Source organism: Pseudolabrys sp. FHR47 (assembly GCF_005153485.1).
In the GTDB taxonomy this organism is placed as follows: Bacteria; Pseudomonadota; Alphaproteobacteria; order Rhizobiales; family Xanthobacteraceae; genus Pseudolabrys.
On the sequence record NZ_CP039740.1, the window covers coordinates 3,015,521 to 3,034,421 of the forward strand.

At 63.4% G+C, this 18,901-nt stretch carries 19 protein-coding genes; 7 read left to right on the forward strand and 12 right to left on the reverse strand.

The features are described from left to right. The first annotated feature begins 7 nt into the window (after nucleotides 1-7). The 6 genes from E8Q40_RS14825 to E8Q40_RS14850 all read left to right on the forward strand — a co-directional run bounded on the left by E8Q40_RS14825 (nucleotide 8) and on the right by E8Q40_RS14850 (nucleotide 5,789). Nucleotides 8-1,150 carry an acyl-CoA dehydrogenase family protein gene (locus E8Q40_RS14825; protein WP_137045271.1) on the forward strand — a complete coding sequence of 381 codons (1,143 nt, stop codon included), beginning with the start codon at nucleotides 8-10 and terminating at the stop codon, nucleotides 1,148-1,150. 9 nt (nucleotides 1,151-1,159) lie between these two features. Next, nucleotides 1,160-2,746, forward strand: a complete 1,587-nt coding sequence (locus E8Q40_RS14830; protein WP_137045272.1) for an acyl CoA:acetate/3-ketoacid CoA transferase — start codon at nucleotides 1,160-1,162, stop codon at nucleotides 2,744-2,746. A gap of 1 nt (nucleotide 2,747) precedes the next feature. Continuing rightward, nucleotides 2,748-3,683, forward strand: a complete 936-nt coding sequence (locus E8Q40_RS14835) for a dihydrodipicolinate synthase family protein (protein ID WP_137045273.1) — start codon at nucleotides 2,748-2,750, stop codon at nucleotides 3,681-3,683. 53 nt (nucleotides 3,684-3,736) lie between these two features. Continuing rightward, a complete protein-coding gene (locus tag E8Q40_RS14840; protein WP_246662858.1) occupies nucleotides 3,737-4,216 on the forward strand; it encodes a MaoC family dehydratase in 480 nt (159 codons plus the stop codon). Between the two features lie 102 nt (nucleotides 4,217-4,318). Beyond that, complete coding sequence (locus E8Q40_RS14845) at nucleotides 4,319-5,038, forward strand: GntR family transcriptional regulator (protein WP_137045274.1); 720 nt, start codon at nucleotides 4,319-4,321, stop codon at nucleotides 5,036-5,038. 22 nt (nucleotides 5,039-5,060) lie between these two features. Further along, nucleotides 5,061-5,789: an alpha/beta fold hydrolase gene (locus tag E8Q40_RS14850; protein ID WP_168197851.1), complete on the forward strand. Its 729-nt coding sequence runs from the start codon at nucleotides 5,061-5,063 to the stop codon at nucleotides 5,787-5,789. A gap of 199 nt (nucleotides 5,790-5,988) precedes the next feature. Here the strand turns inward: E8Q40_RS14850 and E8Q40_RS14855 are convergent, their stop codons facing one another. Then, on the reverse strand, nucleotides 5,989-6,741 hold the full coding sequence (locus E8Q40_RS14855) for a GntR family transcriptional regulator (RefSeq protein WP_137045276.1): 753 nt from the start codon (nucleotides 6,739-6,741) through the stop codon (nucleotides 5,989-5,991). A gap of 190 nt (nucleotides 6,742-6,931) precedes the next feature. On the opposite strand from E8Q40_RS14855, the gene E8Q40_RS14860 reads away from it, so the two are divergent. Further along, on the forward strand, nucleotides 6,932-8,158 hold the full coding sequence (locus E8Q40_RS14860; RefSeq protein WP_137045277.1) for a CaiB/BaiF CoA-transferase family protein: 1,227 nt from the start codon (nucleotides 6,932-6,934) through the stop codon (nucleotides 8,156-8,158). Here the strand turns inward: E8Q40_RS14860 and E8Q40_RS14865 are convergent. The 11 genes from E8Q40_RS14865 to E8Q40_RS14915 form a co-directional block, all read right to left on the reverse strand. Beyond that, complete coding sequence (locus E8Q40_RS14865) at nucleotides 8,155-8,784, reverse strand: fumarate hydratase C-terminal domain-containing protein (RefSeq protein WP_205995540.1); 630 nt, start codon at nucleotides 8,782-8,784, stop codon at nucleotides 8,155-8,157. The genes E8Q40_RS14860 and E8Q40_RS14865 overlap by 4 nt on opposite strands. Nucleotides 8,785-8,788: 4 nt before the next feature. Continuing rightward, the gene (locus E8Q40_RS14870; protein WP_137045278.1) at nucleotides 8,789-9,658 is read right to left on the reverse strand and encodes a fumarate hydratase; all 870 of its coding nucleotides are present in this window, start codon (nucleotides 9,656-9,658) and stop codon (nucleotides 8,789-8,791) included. Then, nucleotides 9,645-10,277: a flavin reductase family protein gene (locus tag E8Q40_RS14875; protein ID WP_137045279.1), complete on the reverse strand. Its 633-nt coding sequence runs from the start codon at nucleotides 10,275-10,277 to the stop codon at nucleotides 9,645-9,647. The genes E8Q40_RS14870 and E8Q40_RS14875 overlap by 14 nt, the downstream gene beginning before the upstream one ends. A gap of 3 nt (nucleotides 10,278-10,280) precedes the next feature. Beyond that, complete coding sequence (locus E8Q40_RS14880) at nucleotides 10,281-11,381, reverse strand: ABC transporter ATP-binding protein (RefSeq protein WP_137045280.1); 1,101 nt, start codon at nucleotides 11,379-11,381, stop codon at nucleotides 10,281-10,283. 31 nt (nucleotides 11,382-11,412) lie between these two features. After that, nucleotides 11,413-13,098 (reverse strand): iron ABC transporter permease, encoded by a 1,686-nt coding sequence (locus E8Q40_RS14885; RefSeq protein ID WP_137045281.1) that lies wholly within the window; start codon nucleotides 13,096-13,098, stop codon nucleotides 11,413-11,415. A 147-nt stretch (nucleotides 13,099-13,245) separates the two neighbouring features. Further along, nucleotides 13,246-14,301, reverse strand: a complete 1,056-nt coding sequence (locus E8Q40_RS14890; protein WP_137045282.1) for an ABC transporter substrate-binding protein — start codon at nucleotides 14,299-14,301, stop codon at nucleotides 13,246-13,248. Between the two features lie 141 nt (nucleotides 14,302-14,442). Continuing rightward, nucleotides 14,443-15,372 carry an MBL fold metallo-hydrolase gene (locus tag E8Q40_RS14895; protein ID WP_137045283.1) on the reverse strand — a complete coding sequence of 310 codons (930 nt, stop codon included), beginning with the start codon at nucleotides 15,370-15,372 and terminating at the stop codon, nucleotides 14,443-14,445. Next, the gene (locus E8Q40_RS14900) at nucleotides 15,369-16,298 is read right to left on the reverse strand and encodes a 3-keto-5-aminohexanoate cleavage protein (protein WP_137045284.1); all 930 of its coding nucleotides are present in this window, start codon (nucleotides 16,296-16,298) and stop codon (nucleotides 15,369-15,371) included. The genes E8Q40_RS14895 and E8Q40_RS14900 overlap by 4 nt, the downstream gene beginning before the upstream one ends. A 27-nt stretch (nucleotides 16,299-16,325) precedes the next feature. Then, nucleotides 16,326-16,937, reverse strand: a complete 612-nt coding sequence (locus tag E8Q40_RS14905) for a carboxymuconolactone decarboxylase family protein (protein ID WP_137045285.1) — start codon at nucleotides 16,935-16,937, stop codon at nucleotides 16,326-16,328. A gap of 50 nt (nucleotides 16,938-16,987) precedes the next feature. Further along, complete coding sequence (locus E8Q40_RS14910) at nucleotides 16,988-18,190, reverse strand: CaiB/BaiF CoA-transferase family protein (protein WP_137045286.1); 1,203 nt, start codon at nucleotides 18,188-18,190, stop codon at nucleotides 16,988-16,990. Next, nucleotides 18,190-18,861 (reverse strand): glutathione S-transferase family protein, encoded by a 672-nt coding sequence (locus E8Q40_RS14915; protein ID WP_205995542.1) that lies wholly within the window; start codon nucleotides 18,859-18,861, stop codon nucleotides 18,190-18,192. The genes E8Q40_RS14910 and E8Q40_RS14915 overlap by 1 nt, the downstream gene beginning before the upstream one ends. Nucleotides 18,862-18,901 lie beyond the last annotated feature (40 nt).

An 18,901-nucleotide genomic window follows, 5' to 3' on the forward strand; every position in this document is an offset into this window, starting at 1 on the left:
CTGAGAGATGGATCACTTCTACACCGACGACCAGAAAATGCTCCGCGACAGCGTCCGCCGCTTCACCCAGGACCGGATCATGCCGGCCGCGGCCGCGATCGACCGCGACGACGTATTTCCGCGTGCTTTGTACAAGGAAATGGCCGATCTCGGCCTGTTCGGTGTCTCTCTGGCGCCGGAGGCCGGCGGCGCCGGGCTCGACACCGTCACCACCTGCATCGTCATGGAGGAAATCGCACGCGCTTCAGGTGCGCTTGGCAACGCCTACGCCATTCCGGTCGAGGCCGCGCACTTCCTGCACCAGCACGGTACCGAGACGCAGAAGATGTGGATCCCGGCCCTGCTCAGCGGCGATGCCATTCCGGCCACCGCCGCCACCGAGCCCGACTGCGGCTCCGACGTCGCGGCGATGCGCACCGTCGCCCTGCGCGACGGCGACGACTACGTGATCAGCGGCACCAAGGCTTGGGTCACCTTCGGTCGCATCGCCGACTTCATTATGATCTTCGCCAAGACCGACAAGGATGCCGGCCACCGCGGCATCAGCTGCATTCTGGTCGAGGCCGACCACAAGGGCATCTCCCGCGGCAAATCAGAAGAGCTGCTCGGCATGCACGGTCTGGAAGACTGCCAGATCAGCTTCGACCAGGTGCGCGTGCCGGTCGCGAACCGCATCGGCCCGGAAAACCAGGCCTTCAAGATGGCGATGGAAAACTTCAACTTCTCGCGCCTGATGATGTCGTCGATGGCGCTCGGCATGGCGCAAGGCGCCATGGAGGACGCGGTCGCCTATGCCAAGAGCCGACGCCAGTTCGGCTCCGAGATTATCAAGTTCCAGGCGATCCAGTTCATGCTGGCCGACATGTCGAAGGACATCGCGGCGGCGCGCCTGCTGATCCATCACGCCGCCAAGCTGTACGATGCCGGTTTCCCGATCGCCAAGGAAGCGGCGCACGCCAAGCTGTTCACCACCGATATGGCCATGCAGCACGTCTCCAATGCGCTGCAGATCCATGGCGGCAATGGCTATTCGAAGGAATATCGCATCGAGCGCATCTTCCGCGACGTGCGCCTGTCGCAGATTTACGAAGGCACCAACCAGATCCAGCGCATGATCATCGCGCGCCAGCTCGAGAAAGAACTCGCCTGAGGCCGCGCCATGATCAGCATCATCAGCCCGGATGACGCCGCCGCTCTGGTCAAGAACGGCGACATTCTTGTCGTCGGCGGCAATGGCGGCACCGGCGTGCCGGAAGCCATTCTCGAAAGCCTGGAAAAGCGCTTCGTCGCGCACAGCCACCCGCGCGATCTGACCTTGCTGCATGTGACCGGTATCGGCGCCGTCACCGAAAAAGGCCTGTGCTGTCTTGCTTATCCAGGGCTTGTCGCCCGCGTCTTCGGCAGCAATTTCGGCCTGCAATTGCCGTTCATGAAACTGATCGTCGATGAGGCGATGGAGGGCTACAATTTTCCGCAAGGCGTGATGACGCAACTGTTCCGCAGCATGGCGGCCAAGCAGCCGGGCGTCGTCACCCATGTCGGCCTGCACACCTATATGGACCCGCGCCAGGAAGGCGGGCGCATGAACAAGCGCACCATTACGCCGATGGTCGAACTCGTGCAGCTGGCCGGCCGCGACTGGCTGCTGTACCAGGCGCCGACGCCGACCATTGCCTTCCTGCGCGGCACCAGCGTCGACGAAGATGGCTACGTGGCGATGGAACACGAAGCCACGACCCGCGAAGACCTGTCGATCGCACAGGCCGTCCACAACGCCGGCGGCATTGTCGTCTGCCAGGTCAAGCGGCAGGTCAAACGCGGCACTTTGCATCCGCAATTGGTGAAGATCCCGGGCTTTCTGATCGACCATTTCGTCGTGGTGCCGGAGCAGATGCAAACCTACACCACGGTCTACGATCCGAGCCGCTGCGGCGAAACCCGCATTCCGATCTCTTCGATCAAGCCCGATCCGTTGAGCGACAAGCGCGTCATCGCGCGCCGCGCCGCTTTCGAATTGCGCCGCGGCGACGTCGTCAATCTCGGCGTCGGCGTTTCCGCGATGATTCCCAATGTCGCCGCGGAAGAGGAAATCGAAGATATCATGACGCTGACCGTGGAAGCCGGCGTCATCGGCGGCGTGCCGGGCTACGCCCGCGAATTCGGCACCGCCTATAATCCGCGCGCTATCATCGACCAGCCCTATCAGTTCGACTTCTATGATGGCGGCGGCCTCACTTGCGCCTTCCTGTCCTTCGCCGAAGTCGACGCCGAGGGTAACGTCAATGTCACCCGGTTCGGCGATCGCTATGACGGTGCCGGCGGTTTCATCGATATCACGCAGAACGCCAAGCGTCTGGTGTTCAGCGGCACGCTGACCGGCGGCGGCCTCGATATCGCGATTGGCGACGGCGCCCTGACGATCGCGCGCGAAGGCAAGTTCAAGAAGTTCGTGCCGGCGGTCGGCCAGATTAGCTTCAACGGCCGACTGGCGCGGCAGCGCGGCCAGGACGTGCTGTTCGTTTCCGAACGCGCCGTATTCAGGCTCGCTCAAGAAGGCCTTGTCCTCATCGAAATCGCGCCCGGCGTTCGTCTGAAAGAAGACGTGCTCGATCAGATGAAGTTCGCGCCGGCGGTGTCGCCCGATCTCAAGACCATGGATGCGCGCATTTTCCGCTCGGGCCCCATGGGTCTGAAAACGAGCCCGAAAGCGACGCTGGCGGAAGCCGCGTTGCACCGAAGGAATTGACATGAAGAAGCTGTCCCTCTCCGGCGTCACCGTCGCAACCGTCCTGCCGTTCAACGACGACCTCTCCATCGACTGGAAGAGCTACGACCGGCTGCTGGAATATTGCACGACCCCGGAGGGCATCGCCGCGGTGTTCGTCAACGGTCATGCCGGCGAAGGCGCGGCTCTGACGCCGGCCGAGCGCGCCGAAGTGCTCAAACGCACGCGCGCCTTCATCGGCAAGGACAAGCCGCTGATGTCCGGTGTCATCCCCTACTCGACCGCCGACGCCATCGCGCAGGCGCAGCTAGCCCAGGATAACGGCGCCGATGTCGCGGTGCTGTTTCCGATGCCGCAATTTTCGGCCGGCGCCGGCAACGACCCGCGTTTCGCGCTCGATTACGTCGATGCCGTGCTGGCCAAAATCGACATTCCGGTGTCGATCTTCCAGCAGTCGGTCGCGTCCGGCAGCGGTTTCAGCACCGCCATTCTGGCTGAGCTGAGTCAGCGCAAGCGCGTCGTCGCCATCAAGGAAGGCAGCGCCGACATCACGCTGTACGAAGACAATCTGCGCCAGATCAAGGCGGCGGCGCCGGATGTGGCCATTCTGGCGTCGAATTATCTCTGGATGTTCGCGCAGATGGCGACCGGCGCCGACGGCATTCTGTCCGGCATGGCGAACATGACGCCGCATTGGCTGTGCGCCTTGTGGAAGGCGACCGTCGCCGAGGGCCTGCCGCTGATGCGCGCGATCAATGACCGGCTGTATCCGATTACGCGCACGATCTATGGCGCGCCGCCCTTGATCGACATGCATACGCGGCTGAAAATGGGCCTCGCCCATCTCGGCATCATCGATAACCCCATTCCGCGCCCGCCTCTGCTGCCGGTTCTGCCGGCGGCGGCGAAGAAGATCATCGAGACCGTCGACAAGGCCGGTCTGCGCGAATTCGTTTAATCGATCGAGACGACGACAACCAGAATGTCAGCGACACCTATCGCCGGAGACGCATGATGCAGACCAAGCCGCGAGAGCAATTCATCGACCTCTATTATGAGGACGTCGTGATCGGTGATGAGGTTCTCAGCGATAGCCACGAGGTCACGACCGGCGACGTCCTGACGTTTGCGGACGTCACCCGCGACCGCCATCCGCTGCATACCGACGAGGCCTACTGCAAAAATACCAGCTTCGGCCGGACCATCGCCCATGGGCTCTATGGGCTGGCGCTGATCGAGGGGCTTAAATCCGAGTTGAAACTCTACGAAAACACCTCGATCGCCTCGCTCGGCTGGGACAAAGTGCGATTTCGTCAGCCGATTTTCCCCGGCGACGTGCTCCATGTCCGCGTCGTGTTCGACAGCAAGCGCGAAAGCAAAAACGGCCACGGCATCGTCATCGAAAAGACCGAACTCATCAACCAGGACGGGACCGTCGTCATCGACGCCGACCATGCCGCCATGGTGCGCAAGCGTCCACAAGCCGTCTGACAGTGGATGGAATGTTTCAATCTTTGCCTGCAGCCCCATCGCCCGCTATGAAAGCGACGTGGCACCGCCTGCCGGGCGGCAGGGCGCTAAAGTGAGGCTCTGATGGCAAATCATGTCGGGCGAGCAAAGACCAACGGCAGCCGGGATCAGGGCGCCGTCGAGGACCTGTCCCTCACATCCGTCGAGCAGGCCACGACAATGATCCGGCAGGCCATCGTGTCGGGGCAATACAGCCCCGGCCAACGCCTCAAGGTTGCCGATCTGTCGAGCCAATTCGGCTTCAGTCCGATGCCACTGCGCGAAGCGCTGCGCAAGCTCGAAGGCGAAGGCATGATCGAGATCGAGCCAAACCGCGGCGCCACAGTGCGTCGTCTCGATCAGCATTTCGTCAATGACCTGTTCGAGATCAATACAGAGCTGCGCGTTTTCGCGCTCAAGGGCGGCATTCGCAGAATGACGCTGGAAAAGATCGATACGCTGGAAAAACTCGCTGCCGACTTCGAGGCCGCGATCGACAAGGGCGATTTCGAAGCCAGTCTCGTGCTCAATCGCGAATTCCACGCCACCATCGTTGCCACCGCCGACAACTACGAAGCGCATCGCATCTTCCTGCGCGGCTGGGAACTGATCAGTGCTTTCCGGCGGCGCTTCGGCTACGGCGAAGGCCGGCAGCGTGGGCTCGCCCGCGAAAAGCGCCTGCTGATCGATGCGATCCGCCGTCAGGACTTGCAACTCGCCGAGGCGATCGTTCGCATGCAGCATGCAGCGGCGACAGAAGACATGCTCAATCGCTTCGGCGAGAGCGACGGCGCCGATTCCTGACCATCGGTACGTGCCGTGGATCGTGTTCAGCAATTCAATCTGCACCGACATATCGTTATGGGACAGCCAGGCGGCCGCCCTCGCGCCGAATTTCCACGTGCTGAGCTACCACCAGCGCGGCCATGGCGGGTCAAGCGTCCCATCCTTGGCCTGCACCTTCGATCAATTGGGTGATGACGTCGGCGTCCTGCTCGATCATCTCGGCATCGCGACCTGCACCTTTGTCGGCCTTTCGATGGGCGTGCCGACCGGCCTCGACCTCTACGCTAGACAACCGCAGCGGATCGAACGGTTGGTGCTCTGCGACGGCCAGGCCGCCACCGGGCCGGGCGGCGGCGCCGGTTGGGAAGAGCGCATCGACATGGCGCGCCGCGACGGCATGGACGCTTTCGCCGATGCCACGGTCGCATGCTGGTTTTCGTTCGATCAGGCCAAGGAAGGCCGCGCCGACAGCGCGCGCCGGATGATCGCAACAACGCCCTTCGCCGGGTTTGAAGCCTGCGCCCGCGCGTTGCAGAACTACGCCTATGCCGATGTGCTGCCGCGTATCACGGCGCCTACATTGCTGATCGCCGGCAAGGACGACGGCAAGATGCCGGAGACGATGTGCCACATGCGCGATACGATTTCCGGCGCTCAGTTCGTGGAGATCGCTACCGCCGGCCACATTCTGTTCATTCCGAGTAGAAAGGTCGAAAACTCAAAAAAATCCGTCGAAAGGTACGACACAGCTCTGCTACGGTTGAGCTAGATCTCTGGCGGAAATAACGAATTTCCGTCAGTCCACGCCATCCATCATGGGAGCGATCGAGAAGCGGCGGTCTATCTAGTTTACTACGTTTCCGTTATTTATCTTCGCCTTAATGCACATTCTGGGGCTTCCGCCAAGCCGCCGATCTCGTGACAATCATGAGTCCGGCACGCTTCTCGCCGGCCTGAGCCACCGCACGCTAACGCAGCTTCATCTCGATCCGCACCATATCGCCGCGATAGATGCCATTGGCCACCAGGATGAGATGGCCGTCTTGGTTGACGGCAACGCGCTGCACCTTGGCGACCGCCTCGCCGAGCGGGATGTTGAGCCGCGTCGAGGTTTCCAGATCGGCGGCGCCGATAGTGAGTTCCTGGCGCGCATCGACGATCTTCTGGTCGGCGATATCGGCGACCAGACGCATTGCCGTCGCTGTGGTGAAGGCGCTCTCGGGAATGAGCGGCACGATACGTTCATCGACATAGACATCGGCCAGGAGGAAGGCGACGCCATTGCGCGAATGCCGGCGCTTCAGGTGCCGGTAAGCCGGCGCCGCGATGCCGGCATCGCCGTGATACGGCGGCAATTGCACATTGCGCTCGTCCGAGAGGATCTCGATCACCGCGTTTTCGCGCGCCAGCAACAGGCCGGTCCAGTCGGTGTGCACCTTGCACCACAGGTCGCGCTGCGGCTGCTTCTTGACGAAGGTGCCCTTGGCGCGGAAGCGCTCGATCAGACCGTCGGCCTCGAGCAGATCGAGCGCCTGGCGGATGGTCATGCTGGCGACACCGCACTGATCGGCGAGTTCTTTCACCGTCGGGATTTTGCTATCGACCAGCCATTCGCCGGATTCGATACGGCGGCGGAACAGGCTCGCCAGTTGCAGATAGCGCGCGACCGAACTTTTGCGCAGCGCTTCAGCGGTGTTATTGCCGAGGGCCGTCTGTCCCATACGTGGTGCCGTCCGATCGCGGCCGGCCGCAACCGGCCGGCGATTTTGTCCCTACGCCAAAATAGTGAATTACCCAGAAAAAACTAGCTTTTAATCAATTGACAGCCGGGCATGGCGCCTTATTACTCATAAACCTAGCACATTACTATAAGAAGGGCCGGCCATCGGAGCCGCGCCCGGAGGAACGACCGTGCCGGGTAACCTGTCGCACATCAAGGTGCTCGATCTCAGCCGGGTCTTCGCCGGGCCCTGGGCGGCGCAGATGCTGGCCGATCTCGGCGCGGACGTCATCAAGGTCGAACACGTCAAGGGCGGTGACGACGTGCGCCGCATGGGCGTGCCGCATCTCGGCCCCGACGGCGAGCCGACCGGCGAGACCTCGTCCTTCCTGGCGATGAACCGCGGTAAGAAGTCGATCGCCATCGACATGGGCACGCCCGAAGGCCAGGCGCTGATCCTTCAACTCATTGACTGCGCCGACGTGCTGATCGAGAACTTCAAGGTCGGCAACCTCGCCCGCTTTGGCCTAAATTATCAATCCGTGGCGGCGCGCAATCCCCGCCTCGTCTATTGCTCCATCACCGGCTTCGGCCAGACCGGTCCCTTAAGTCACCTGCCCGGCTACGATCCGATCTTTCAGGCGATGAGCGGCGTGCTCAGCATGACCGGCGTCGCCGACGGCAAACCGGGCGCTGGCCCCACCCTGGTCGGCTATTCGATCTCCGACATCACCGCCGGGCTCTATGCCGTCGTGGGCATCCTCGCCGCGCTCAATCACCGCGACACCCATTCGGGCGAGGGCCAGTTCATCGACATTGCCCTGCTCGACACGCAGATTCATGCCGCCTCGCACATGGCGACCAATTATCTGTCGTCCGGCAAGCTGCCGCGGCGCAACGGCACCGCCTCGCAGATCACCTGCCCCTGGCAGAGCTTCGACTGCGCCGACAGGCCGATCATGATCGCGGTCGGCAATGACACGCAGTTCCGCCGCTTCGTCGAGCTGCTCGGTCGGCCGGAGCTCGCCGACGATCCGCGCTTCACGTCCAACCTCGAGCGCGTGCGCAATGCCGACGCGCTGATCCCGATCCTGGCCGAGCGCCTGAAGACCGACACCGCCGACAACTGGTACGCCGCGCTCGACAAGGTCGGCGTACCGAGCGGTCCGCTCAACACCTTCGAGGACGTGTTCGCGCACCCGCAGGTGCAACACCGCGAATTGCTGCAAAGCGTTGAGCACACGAAGGCTGGCACCGTGCGCGTCGTCGCCAATCCAATCCGCTTTTCCGCTACCGAGACCGGCACCAAGCTGCCGCCGCCGGTTTTCGCCGAGCACACCGACGATGTGCTGCGCAACGTCCTCGGCCTGTCGGCCGACGAGATCGCGACGTTGCGCGCCAAAGGCGCGGTCCGTTAAGCGCGCTCGCGATCGGCGCGCAATTCGGCCAGGATCGAAGCGCGCTTGTCCTGTATCGCCTTGATGGTGTCGTCATAGACGCTGTTGCCATGGGCATCGATGGCGACCGTGAGCGGTCCCAGCCGTTCGACCTCGATCCGCACCAGACGATAATGCGAGATCATGTCGCGCCAGCCGATGCCGGTGACGCGCTTGATCGCGTCGGTTAGGATCGGCGCGCCGCCGCCGAGGAACGACAGATAGACGCAGCCCGCATCCTTCATCGCCTGTGCCGACCGGGCGTCGAGCCCGCCTTTGCCGCCGGTCAGGCGCAAGCCGAGCGCCGGGATCAGTTGCGGCATCAGGTCATTGAAACGCGTGCTGGTGGTTGGGTTGATATACAGAATCTTGAGGCCGCCATCGGCGTCCTCGATATTGTAGCTGCCGAGGTGGAACAGCGCGCCGCCTTTGAGATCGAACGGCAGCGCCTCGCCGCGTGCGAGGCATTCGAGCATGCGTTTGTGCGTCGGAATGCCGGCCGTGCTGTGGATTTCGCCGCTGACATAAACAATGTCGCCGACCTTGAGCGCGCGCACATCGGCGTCGGACAGCGGCAGCTTGAGATCGTGCTCGACCATGCCGCTCATCGCGTCACTCCATGCGCTCGATGCGGCCATCGCCGTAGAGCCTGGCGCGGGTGCGGCGGTTGATCCAGCAATTGAAGCACACCGCCACCGGCGTGAAGCCGTGGCCGGAGGCATAATCGATGTGCACGCCGAGCACCGTGGTGTCGCCGCCGGTGCCCATCGGCCCGACGCCGAGCTTGTTGACGGCGCGGGTCAGCCGCTCCTCCATTGCCGCCAAGGTTGCATCGGTATTCACGGTGCCGAGTGGCCGCAAGGTCTGCTTCTTAGCAAGTGAAGCACAATGATCGAACGTACCGCCTATGCCGACGCCCATCACCACCGGCGGGCAATGCTGCGCGCCGGCGGTGATTGCGACGTCGAGGATGTAGGTCTCTATTTCTTCCAGCGTCGGAAAAGTGAACAATTGCAAGGCCGCCCAGCGCCCCGAGCCGAGCGCCTTGGGAGAACACGTCATTTCGACGTAATCCAGGCCGCTCTCGAAGTCGTAGCTGACGATCGGCATGTCTTTGCCGTGATACCCACGCTCCAGGGTCAGCGGGTTGGTGACATGCTTGAGGATCGGCGGGTCGATGGTCTCGACCAGATGCTCGTAGCCCTGGCGGATCGCCGCCGGAAAGTCGCATTGCAGCGGCGCGGCACTGCCGATCTTGACGAAATAGACCGGAACGCCGCTGTCGGAGCAGACGAAAGTGTCGCGCTTTTCGGCCAGTTCGGCGCTGCGCAGTTGCAGCAACAAAGTCTGCCGCGCCGCTTCCTTGGTCTCCTTCTCCATGGCCCGCGCCAGGGCCGCCTTGGTGTCGTCCGGCACCTTGCGCAGCGCCCAGGAATAGAGGTCCTCGGCGGCCTGCCGGACCATGGCGTCAGTGATCGGCATTGGGCCTCCCGGCGAACTGAAAATCGGGACGCAGCATTTCGAAGATTTCTTCGGTGACCGAGTAATCCATGTAGCCGAGCCGGGCCACGGGCTTCAGGCGCCGCGTGTCGACCAGGCCATTGGTGAGGATGGCATCGTCGATATGGATGCCGACGACCTCGCCGATCACGATCGTCGTCGCCGACGGCAAGCCGCTCTTCGGCCTGAGCGGGATGGTCTGATAAAGAATGCACTCGATCGCCGCCGGCGCCGCGGCGACGCGTGGCGGCTTCACGTTACGGCACGGCGCCTTGGCCAGCCCCACCCGCTCGAACTCGTCAACCTCCGGCGGATAGACCGCCGAACTCTGGTTCATCTGCTTGCAGAGATCCAAACTGACGACATTGACGACGAATTCGCCGGTCGCCTCGATATTGGCCAGCGAATGCTTGCGCGGCGTCGATGAAAACATCACGAAAGGCGGGCTGCCGGAGACGGCGTTGAAGAACGAGTACGGCGCCAGATTGGCGACGCCGTCGGTCGACACGGTCGAGATCCAGCCGATGGGCCGCGGCGAGATCAGCGCATTCCACGGATTGTGCGGCAGTCCGTGCGGCTCGCTGCGCGGGTCGTAGAACATGGCTCAGCTACGCGGAACGGCGAGCGTGTCTTCCGGGCGGAACGACATCACCACCTCGGCGCCGGTGTCGAACGGCGTCGCCGGCTCGCCTTCGACGCGGAAGGTGCTGCCGGCATTGCGCGTCTTGATCTCATAATGCACGACATTGCCCAGGAAGCTCGCGGCCGTCACCACGCCGGGTAGCACATTCATGGTCTCGCCGTTCTGCGGCGCCGCCTTCTGCAAGACGATATCTTCCGGACGGATCGAGATGGCGACGTCGGGGCCGGCTTCGCCGTCCGTGCGGCAGCGCAAGGTGCCGCCGCCTTCCAGCTCGACAGAGTTGCCGACGCCATCGAGGCGGCCGCGCAGGATGTTGGTATGGCCGATGAAGCTGGCGACGAACTCGTTGGCCGGGCGGAAATAGATGTCGCGCGGCGAGCCGACCTGCATCATGCGGCCCTTGGCGATGACGGCGATGGTGTCGGACATCGCCAGCGCTTCCGACTGATCGTGCGTCACATAGACCGCTGTGACGCCGAGCTCGCGCTGCAGGCGCTTCAATTCAGTGCGCATGTCTTCGCGCAGCGCGGCGTCGAGATTGGACAGCGGCTCGTCGAGCAGCAGCAGTTTCGGGCGGTGCACGATGGCGCGGGCGAGCGCGACGCGCTGCTGTTGGCCGCCGGAGAGCTGCGTCGCCGAGCGCTTGGCATAGCCGCCGAGACCAACGCTCTCCAAGGCTTCGTCCACCGCCTTGGCGATTTCCGCCGTCGAGTAACGCTGAGTCTTCGACACGCGCATCGGGAACGACACATTCTCGAACACGCTCATATGCGGCCAGATGGCGTAGGACTGGAACACCATGCCGATGTTGCGCCGGTGCAGCGGCACCGAGATGCCGCGATCGCTGTCGAACAGCGGCCGGCCATCGACGGTGATGCGGCCGGTATCGGGCGTTTCCAGACCCGCGATGCAGCGCAAGGTCGTGGTCTTGCCGCAGCCAGACGGCCCGAGCAGCGTGAAGAACGTGCCCGGCGCCAGGTCGATATTGGCGTCGCGAATACCGCCGGCATATTCGTTGGGCAGCGCCGCATAGACCTTGGTGAGGTGCTCAAGCTTCAGCATCGTCCTTATCCCTGTCTCCCGGTCCGTGCCGTCACTGGATGCCGCCGCGGCCACTCTTCTCGGCGACGAAGTAGAAGGCCGACGCGACCAGCGCCATGACCGCCGCCCAGATCAGGCCGAAGGCCGCAAGCTCACCGCCCTGCCCGTTGACCCACAGATCGTACATGCCGACGGCGACCACTTGCGAGCTCGGTCCGGCCAGCAGCACGGCGACGGCGAGCTCCTTGGTCGCGATGAGGAAGATGAACAGCCAGCCGGAAATGATCGCTGGCGACAACAGCGGCGCGATGATCCGCCGCAACGCCTGCATCGGCGTCGCGCCGCTGGCGCCAGCGGCTTCCTCGAGTTCTTTGTGTATCTGCAACACGCCCGTGTAGGTGTAGCGCAGGCCGTAAGGCAGATAACGCACGACATAGGCGATAATCAGCGCCCAGATGGTGCCGTAGATCGGCAGCGGCACGTTGAGCAGGATCATCAAGAAGGCGACGCCCATGACGACGCCGGGAAACACCAGAGGCACGGTGGCGAGCTGATCGAGAATCTGGCCGCCGGGCCGGCGCCGCGCGCTCAGCCAGCCGACGAAGAACGACAGGATCATGCCGAGCGTCGCGGCGACCGCGCCGACGGCGAGCGTGTTCGCCGCCAGAGTGCGGTAGTAATCCGAGGTTAGCACCGTGACGTAGTTCGCCAGGCTGAAATTGCTGATCGCGGCGAAGCTCATGGCGCGCATGTAGGGCAAGAGCGACAGCCACAGCAGCGCCATCAGCGGCAGCAACAGCACGATGCAGAAGTTGAACAGCACCAGCAGGTCGCCGATCCAGCGATAGCCGCCAAGATCGAACTGCCGCGGCCGGTAACCCTTGCCGGTGACGGTCGAGTAGCGGCCGGCGTTGCGCGACAGGCGATTGTAAAAGTGCAGCAGCACGGCGACGACCGCCAGCAGCACCACCGAATAGGCGCTGGCATAGCCGAGATCCGGCGGGATCGTTTCCTTGATCGACTGATAGACTTCCGTGGTCAGCACGTTCACCTTGCCGGGGTGCCCGACCAGGATCGGCACCTCGAAAGCCTCGATGGCGCGGATAAAGACGAACAGCGCCAGCGCCAGAATCGCGGGCTTGGCCATCTTGATCGAGATCGTCCAGATGGTACGGAAGACGGTGGCGCCGCTCATGCGCGCCGCTTCTTCCATTTCCGCATTGGCAGCGCGGAACGTCGAAGACATCAGCAGGAACACCAGCGGGGACCAGAGGAAGCCTTCGATCAGGATCATGCCGCCGAGCGAATACGGATCGAACAGCGGCCGGAAGCTGCCGGTGAGCTGGCGATAGAGATCGTTGAACGGCCCCGAGCGGCCGAGCAGGAACAGCCAGGCGCTGACATAGAGGATATAGGGCGTACCCATCGAGATGATGGTGGTGACATAAGCCAGACCCTTGAAGCGCGTATTGGTGCGCTCGACCAGCCAGGCCAAGGTACCCCCGAAGAGCAAACCGATGATGGTCGAACACACCGCGAAGATCAGCGAGTTCGACAAGGTGCGCAGCAGTTCCGGACTGTGGATGAAGCGCGCAAAATGCTCGAGCGTGAAGCCGCCCACGGTGGCGTCGGCATTGGTGACCGCGACCGAGCGCATGATGAGGATGATCGCCGGCGGCAGCACCAGCACGGCGAGAATGATGCCGAGTACCCAAGCGAGCACGGCCGTCTGGCTCATGCGCTTGCGTTCAACCGTCGCGCTGGGCGTAAGGGCGCTCAGTCTTGCCTCCATCGTGCGTTATCGCTAGCCGCAAGAGTGATATCGGGAATAGATGCGCGGCAGACTTAAGGACCCGCCGCGCACCGGTCGTCAGAGGTTCGGCGATCAGGCGAACTTCTCGTTGAGCAGCTTGATCCAGGTCTTGAGGTTGGCGTCGACAATCTTCGGCGACATCAGCGTGTATTTGAACGGCTTCGGTCCGGTCGGCAGCAGGGTCGGGATCGTGGCCTGCACCTTGGGATGCGCCGGCAGATAGCTGGTACCGGCGAGCACCTTCTGACCCTCCTCCGACAGCATGTATTCGATCAGCAGCTTGCCGGCGTTCGGATTGGGACCGCCCTTGATGAGGCCGAGAAGACTCGCGGCGCTCACCAGCGGCTCCATATGCAGCCACTCGATCGGCGCGCCCTTGGCCTTGGATATCTCGACATGATGGTTGAACACCATCAAGCCGAGCGGGAAGTCGCCTACGATGACGCGGTCGAGCACGGTGCGTTGCGACGACGACATGTTGGTGATCTTCTGCGCCGCCAGCTTGTCGATGTATTCCATGCCGGCCTTGTCGCCCTTGATCTGCAGCATGTTGCCGAGGAAGCCCGGCGCGGCGACCGGCTCCGGCACCGTGGACCACACCATCTGGCCCTTCCATTTCGGATCGAGCAGATCGTCAAAGTTCTTCGGCACCTGGTCCGGCTTGACCAGACTGGTGTTGTAGGCGGCGGTGAGGAAATAGAGATTGAGCGCGGTCCAATAACCGTCCGGATCTTTCAACTCATCCGGATAGGCTGCCGCTTCCGCCGCCTTGTAAGGTTGTACCGCGCCCGCCGGCATGACCGACGAAAACGTCGCGGTGCCGTCAAACACGTCGCCCATCATGCGGCCGGCTTGATGTTCGTTGATGATCTTGAGCGCCGTGTCGCCGCTGCCGGCGCGCGTAAACTCGACCTTGATCTTCGGATACTTCTTCATGAACGCGTCGGCGATCGGACGCACGGCCTGGTTCACGATCATCGTCGTGTACCAGACGACCTTGCCTTCCTTCTCGGCGGCGGCGACGAGTTCGGGGCTGGCGGCGCTGGCGCGACCCAGCCCGAACGGGCCGGTGGCCGCGGTCGCGGCGGCGGCAGCAAGACCCAATGTAACCTGGCGGCGATCGATCAATTTTTCCTCCCTGTTTTCCCCGTGCTCGACATCATGTCTGGAGCGTCCGCGCTCTCTTGATCTTATAAGCTATATCTATAGCTCATGTGGCCGTGCTGGCAACTGGCTTTCGCAATTTCGCACTCCGTGTTTGCGACAAATTCAAGCGGCATGGCGCGACCACGGGTCTTGCGCCGCCAATCCGGATGAGAGCTCGCCTCCGGCCGGTGTGAAGGCATAGCCATCGCCGTCGCGGCGGATGAAACCGCAATTCGGCGGCCCGAAATGACAAGGCATGACCAAGCTGCCGCTGTCGGCAACCCGTTCGAGAAACGCGGCACGCGTCACCGCGGCGATCTCCGGCTGGATATCGACCACCGTATTCCACGCCGGGCGATAAACCTGCACCGGGTGATGCAGCACGTCGCCGGCGAACACCGCGCTCCGTCCGCCGGATTGCAGCCAGTAGTTCAGGTGCCCCGGCGTGTGACCAAAGGCCGCCACGGCATCGAGGCAGCCGGCGATGCGGTCGCCCGGCGACACGAAGCGCGCAAGGCCCGCTTCCACCACCGGCTCGACGCTGTCGTAAAACGAGCCGCCGTCCTTGGCCCTGCCGCTAAGATTGAACTCGCGAAACCAGGCATAGTCGTCCTTCGGGATGTGATAGGTCGCCTTCGGAAACGTCGGCACCCAGCGCTCGCCATCGAGCTGCGTGTTCCAGCCGACGTGATCGCTGTGCAGATGGGTCATGACCACATCGGTCACCTGATCCGGACCGGCGTCGGCGGCGGCCAGCCAAGCCGGCACCACCGTGTTGAGCTTGTTGGCGCGCGGCGTCGTGCGCGACTTGTGATTGCCGACGCCGGTGTCGATCAGAATAACGCGGCCGGCGTGATGCAGTATCCAGATCTGGAAGCCGATCACCAGGCGATCGACGCTCTCGAACCAGTGCACGCCTTCGAACTGGCTGCGCAAGCCGCGCAGCACGTCGTGATCCATGGCCGGAAACAGCAGGCTCGGCACGTGGACCGGACCGAAATATTCGGTCAGGCCGACGACCATCGCCTCGCCGATCTGCCAGGAGCGGATCACGACAGCGCTACCCTCTCGCCGAGACCGAGGATCTTGCGCGCCGAGGCCGGCGTCGCGATCTTGCAGTTAAGGTCATTGAGAATGCGCGAGACCTTCTCCACCTGCGCGGCGTTCGACTTGAAGAGCACGCCCGGTCTGTCGAACAGATTGTCCTCCTGCCCGACCCGCACATGCGTGCCCATCAGCGCGCCGGTCGCCGCCGCGCGCATGTTGCGCGTGCCGGTGCCGTGCGTGAACAGGATGCAATCGCGGCCGAATAGCCGTTCCGAGGTCTGCCGCAGATGGACGAGATGATCGACCTCCGAGGGAATGCCGCCGAGGATGCCGGTGAGAAACTGGACGATGATCGGCTTCTTTACGTTCTTCGACTGCAGGTGATAGTCGAGGATGTAGAGATGGCCGACGTCGTAGCACTCGAATTCCATGGCGATGTCGGCGTCGATCAGCATGTCGATCATGCGGCCGATCTTGCCGAAAGTGTTCGAGGTCACGACTTCGTAGGCGTCCGGGCCGCTGAGCAGATCGCGCTCCCACTGATATTTGAACTCGATGGCCTTCTGATCTTCGGCCTTGCGGAAGCGGCCGTAATTCATCGAGCCGACGATCACCGTGGCAATCTCGGGCCGCAGTGGCAGCACCGCCGACAGGCGCTCATCGGCGGTAGCGCCGCGCGACGCCGACATGTTGATGATGCCATCGCATTTGGCGCGGATTGCCGGCACGAACTCCTTCCACACCGAAAGATCGTTGGTCGGCCGGCCGTCGTTCGGATCGCGGGCGTGCAGGTGCACGACCGAAGCGCCGGCGGCCACGGCGTCGATTGAATCTTTCGCGATCTGCTCCGGCGTGATCGGCAGATAAGGTGACATCGAGGGCGTGAGGCTCGACCCGGTGACCGCACAAGTGATGATCGTTTCAGCGCTCACGATTGACGTCTCCCTTCGGTTTTCTTGTTAGCGGCCGGCCGAGACCGGGATCGGCGTCAGCGTCGGATCGCTCGGGCCGGTCGGATAGAGTTCGGGCTTGTGGCCTTCCGGCAGCGGAATGCGGTGCGCGTTCAGGGTCAGCGACACCATGACGTAGTAGCCGGTCAGCGCGGTGAGCTCGACGACGCCGACGGCGCCCCAGCGCTTGACGATGGCGTCGTAGCAGTCGTCCGACACCGTGCCGTCGTTCTGCAGCGAACGCACGTAGTCGTAGACCTCGCGACAGGCCTCATCGGCGAACACCGGCGACTGGCGATCGCGGATCGCGGCAATGATCGGCTCGGGCAGCCCGGCATCGCGCGCCGCCTTTGCGTGGATCACCCACTCGAGCTCGGAATTCCAGCGCCGCGCCGTCACCAGCACCGCCAATTCGTTGAGCGCCGGTGGAAACACCGTCTTGAAGCGCAGGATTTCGCCGAGCTGCTGCCAGCGATCGGCCAGCGCGGGGTTGTGCAAGGCCGCGCGCAGCGGCCCGATCAGCGCGCCGCGACGCCCGTTCAGCACCGCCTCGAGGACCTTCCTCTGCTCCGGCGTCATCGTGTCGGGTTCGGGTAGAGGAATGCGCGCCGGTGTCGCCAAGGAATGCTCTCCAGTTATCTGTTCGTTCGTTGAAGCCCAAACGTCGCGTGTCACGCGTCGTCCGGCTTCGCCTTGCCGATGCCGAGCTCGGCCAGCACTTGCGCCGTATGTGCGCCGAGCAGCGGCGGCGCCGCGTCATAGCTCAGCGGCGAATTCTGGAACCGCAGCGGGCTCACCACCTGCGGCACCGTGCCGGCCAGCGGATGCGGCAGATGGCGCAGCATCTGGCGGTGCTCGACCTGCGGCTCGGCAAAGACGCGATCGATGGTGTTGATCGGCCCGCACGGTACGTTGGCAATGCGGAAAGCGTTGAGCCAGAAATCGACGGTGTTCTGCATCAGCCGCCCGCTGATGATCGTCATCAGCTCGGGCAGATTGCGCACCCGCGCCTCGTTGAGACGGAAGCGCTCGTCGGCGGCGAGATCCGCCCGGCCGATGGTATCGGCAAAGCGCACGAACTGTTCGTCATTGCCGACCGCGAGCACGATGTGGCCGTCTTTCACGGCGAGCACGTCCTGCGGCTGAATGTTTGGATGCTTGTTGCCGCGGCGCACCGGCACCGTGTCGGACACCAGATAGTTCATGGCCTGGTTGGCGAGGATCGCGGTGGAGACATCGAGCATGGCGAGGTCGATGAAGTCGCCAATGCCGGTCTCGTTGCGTCGCGCCAGCGCCGCCAGCACGCCGACGGCGGCATACATGCCCGTGACGATGTCGATGATCGGCACACCGACCTTCTGCGGCCCGCCGCCAGCCACGCCATCGGCCTCGCCGGTGACGCTCATCAGGCCGCCCATGGCCTGAATCATGAAATCGTAGGCGACGTCCTTGGCCTTGGGGCCGTCGCTGCCGAAGCCGGTGATCGAACAATAGATCAGCCGCGGATTGATCTTCTTGAGATCGTCATAGCCGAGGCCGTACCGCGCGAGATCCCCTGACTTGAAATTCTCGAGCAGGATGTCGGACTCCGCGGCGATGGACCGGGCGATCTCCTGCCCTTCGGCGCTGGCAAGATCGAGCTCGACCGAGCGCTTGCCGCGATTGACCGACAGGTAGTAGCCCGACTCTTTCGTCGCCGCGCCGCTCTTGTCCTTGAGATAAGGCGGACCCCAGCGCCGCGTGTCGTCGCCGACGCCGGCGCGCTCGATCTTGATCACATCGGCGCCCAGATCGGCCAGCACCTGCCCGCACCACGGCCCGGCCATGATGCGGCTGAGATCGAGCACGCGGATATGGGACAGCGGCCCCGCCATCACGCCGCCTCGAAGCGCAGCGGCATGACAATGTCGCCCATCGCCAGATGATTGTCGTCCTTGACGACGGTGGCGGCGATCGACGGCCGCGACTGCAGCGCGTCGTACCAGGCGGCGAGCCGCGGATGTTTGGCTTCCCAGCCGCAGCCGGCGAAGCGGAAATTGAGCTGGCCGAGCGCGCAGGCGATGGCGACATGGCCGAGGCCGAAATCGCGCGCGGCAAGCTGCGGCATTTCCTGTTCGAGGCAAGCGAGCGAGGCGCGCACCTTGACGTCGTAGCCGTCGGAAATGACCTGGCTCGCCTTGTCGCCGCGCGCCATTTCGATACGCCAGAACAGCAGCACATCAATCAGACCATCACCGAACGCCTGCCAACGCAGGCATTCGAAGCGGCCATCGAGACCCAGCGGCACGAGCTGCGTCTGCGGCGTGATGGCGTCGAGGTATTCGCAGATGACCGCGGAATCGAACAGCGTCCGCCCGTCGTCGAGCACCAAAGTCGGAATCTTGGCCAGCGGATTGTCAACGAGCACATCGGGATTTGGCACCGCGGCTACGGCCACCGGCGAGCGCACGCAGGTCACGCGGTCGGTCAGACCGGTCTCATGCAGAACGATCATCACTTTGCGCACGAAAGGCGAGCGTGGCGACCAGTGCAGTTTCAAAGTCATCCTCCCTTGCCGCCTTCCGGCGGCTTGTTGGCGAAACGTT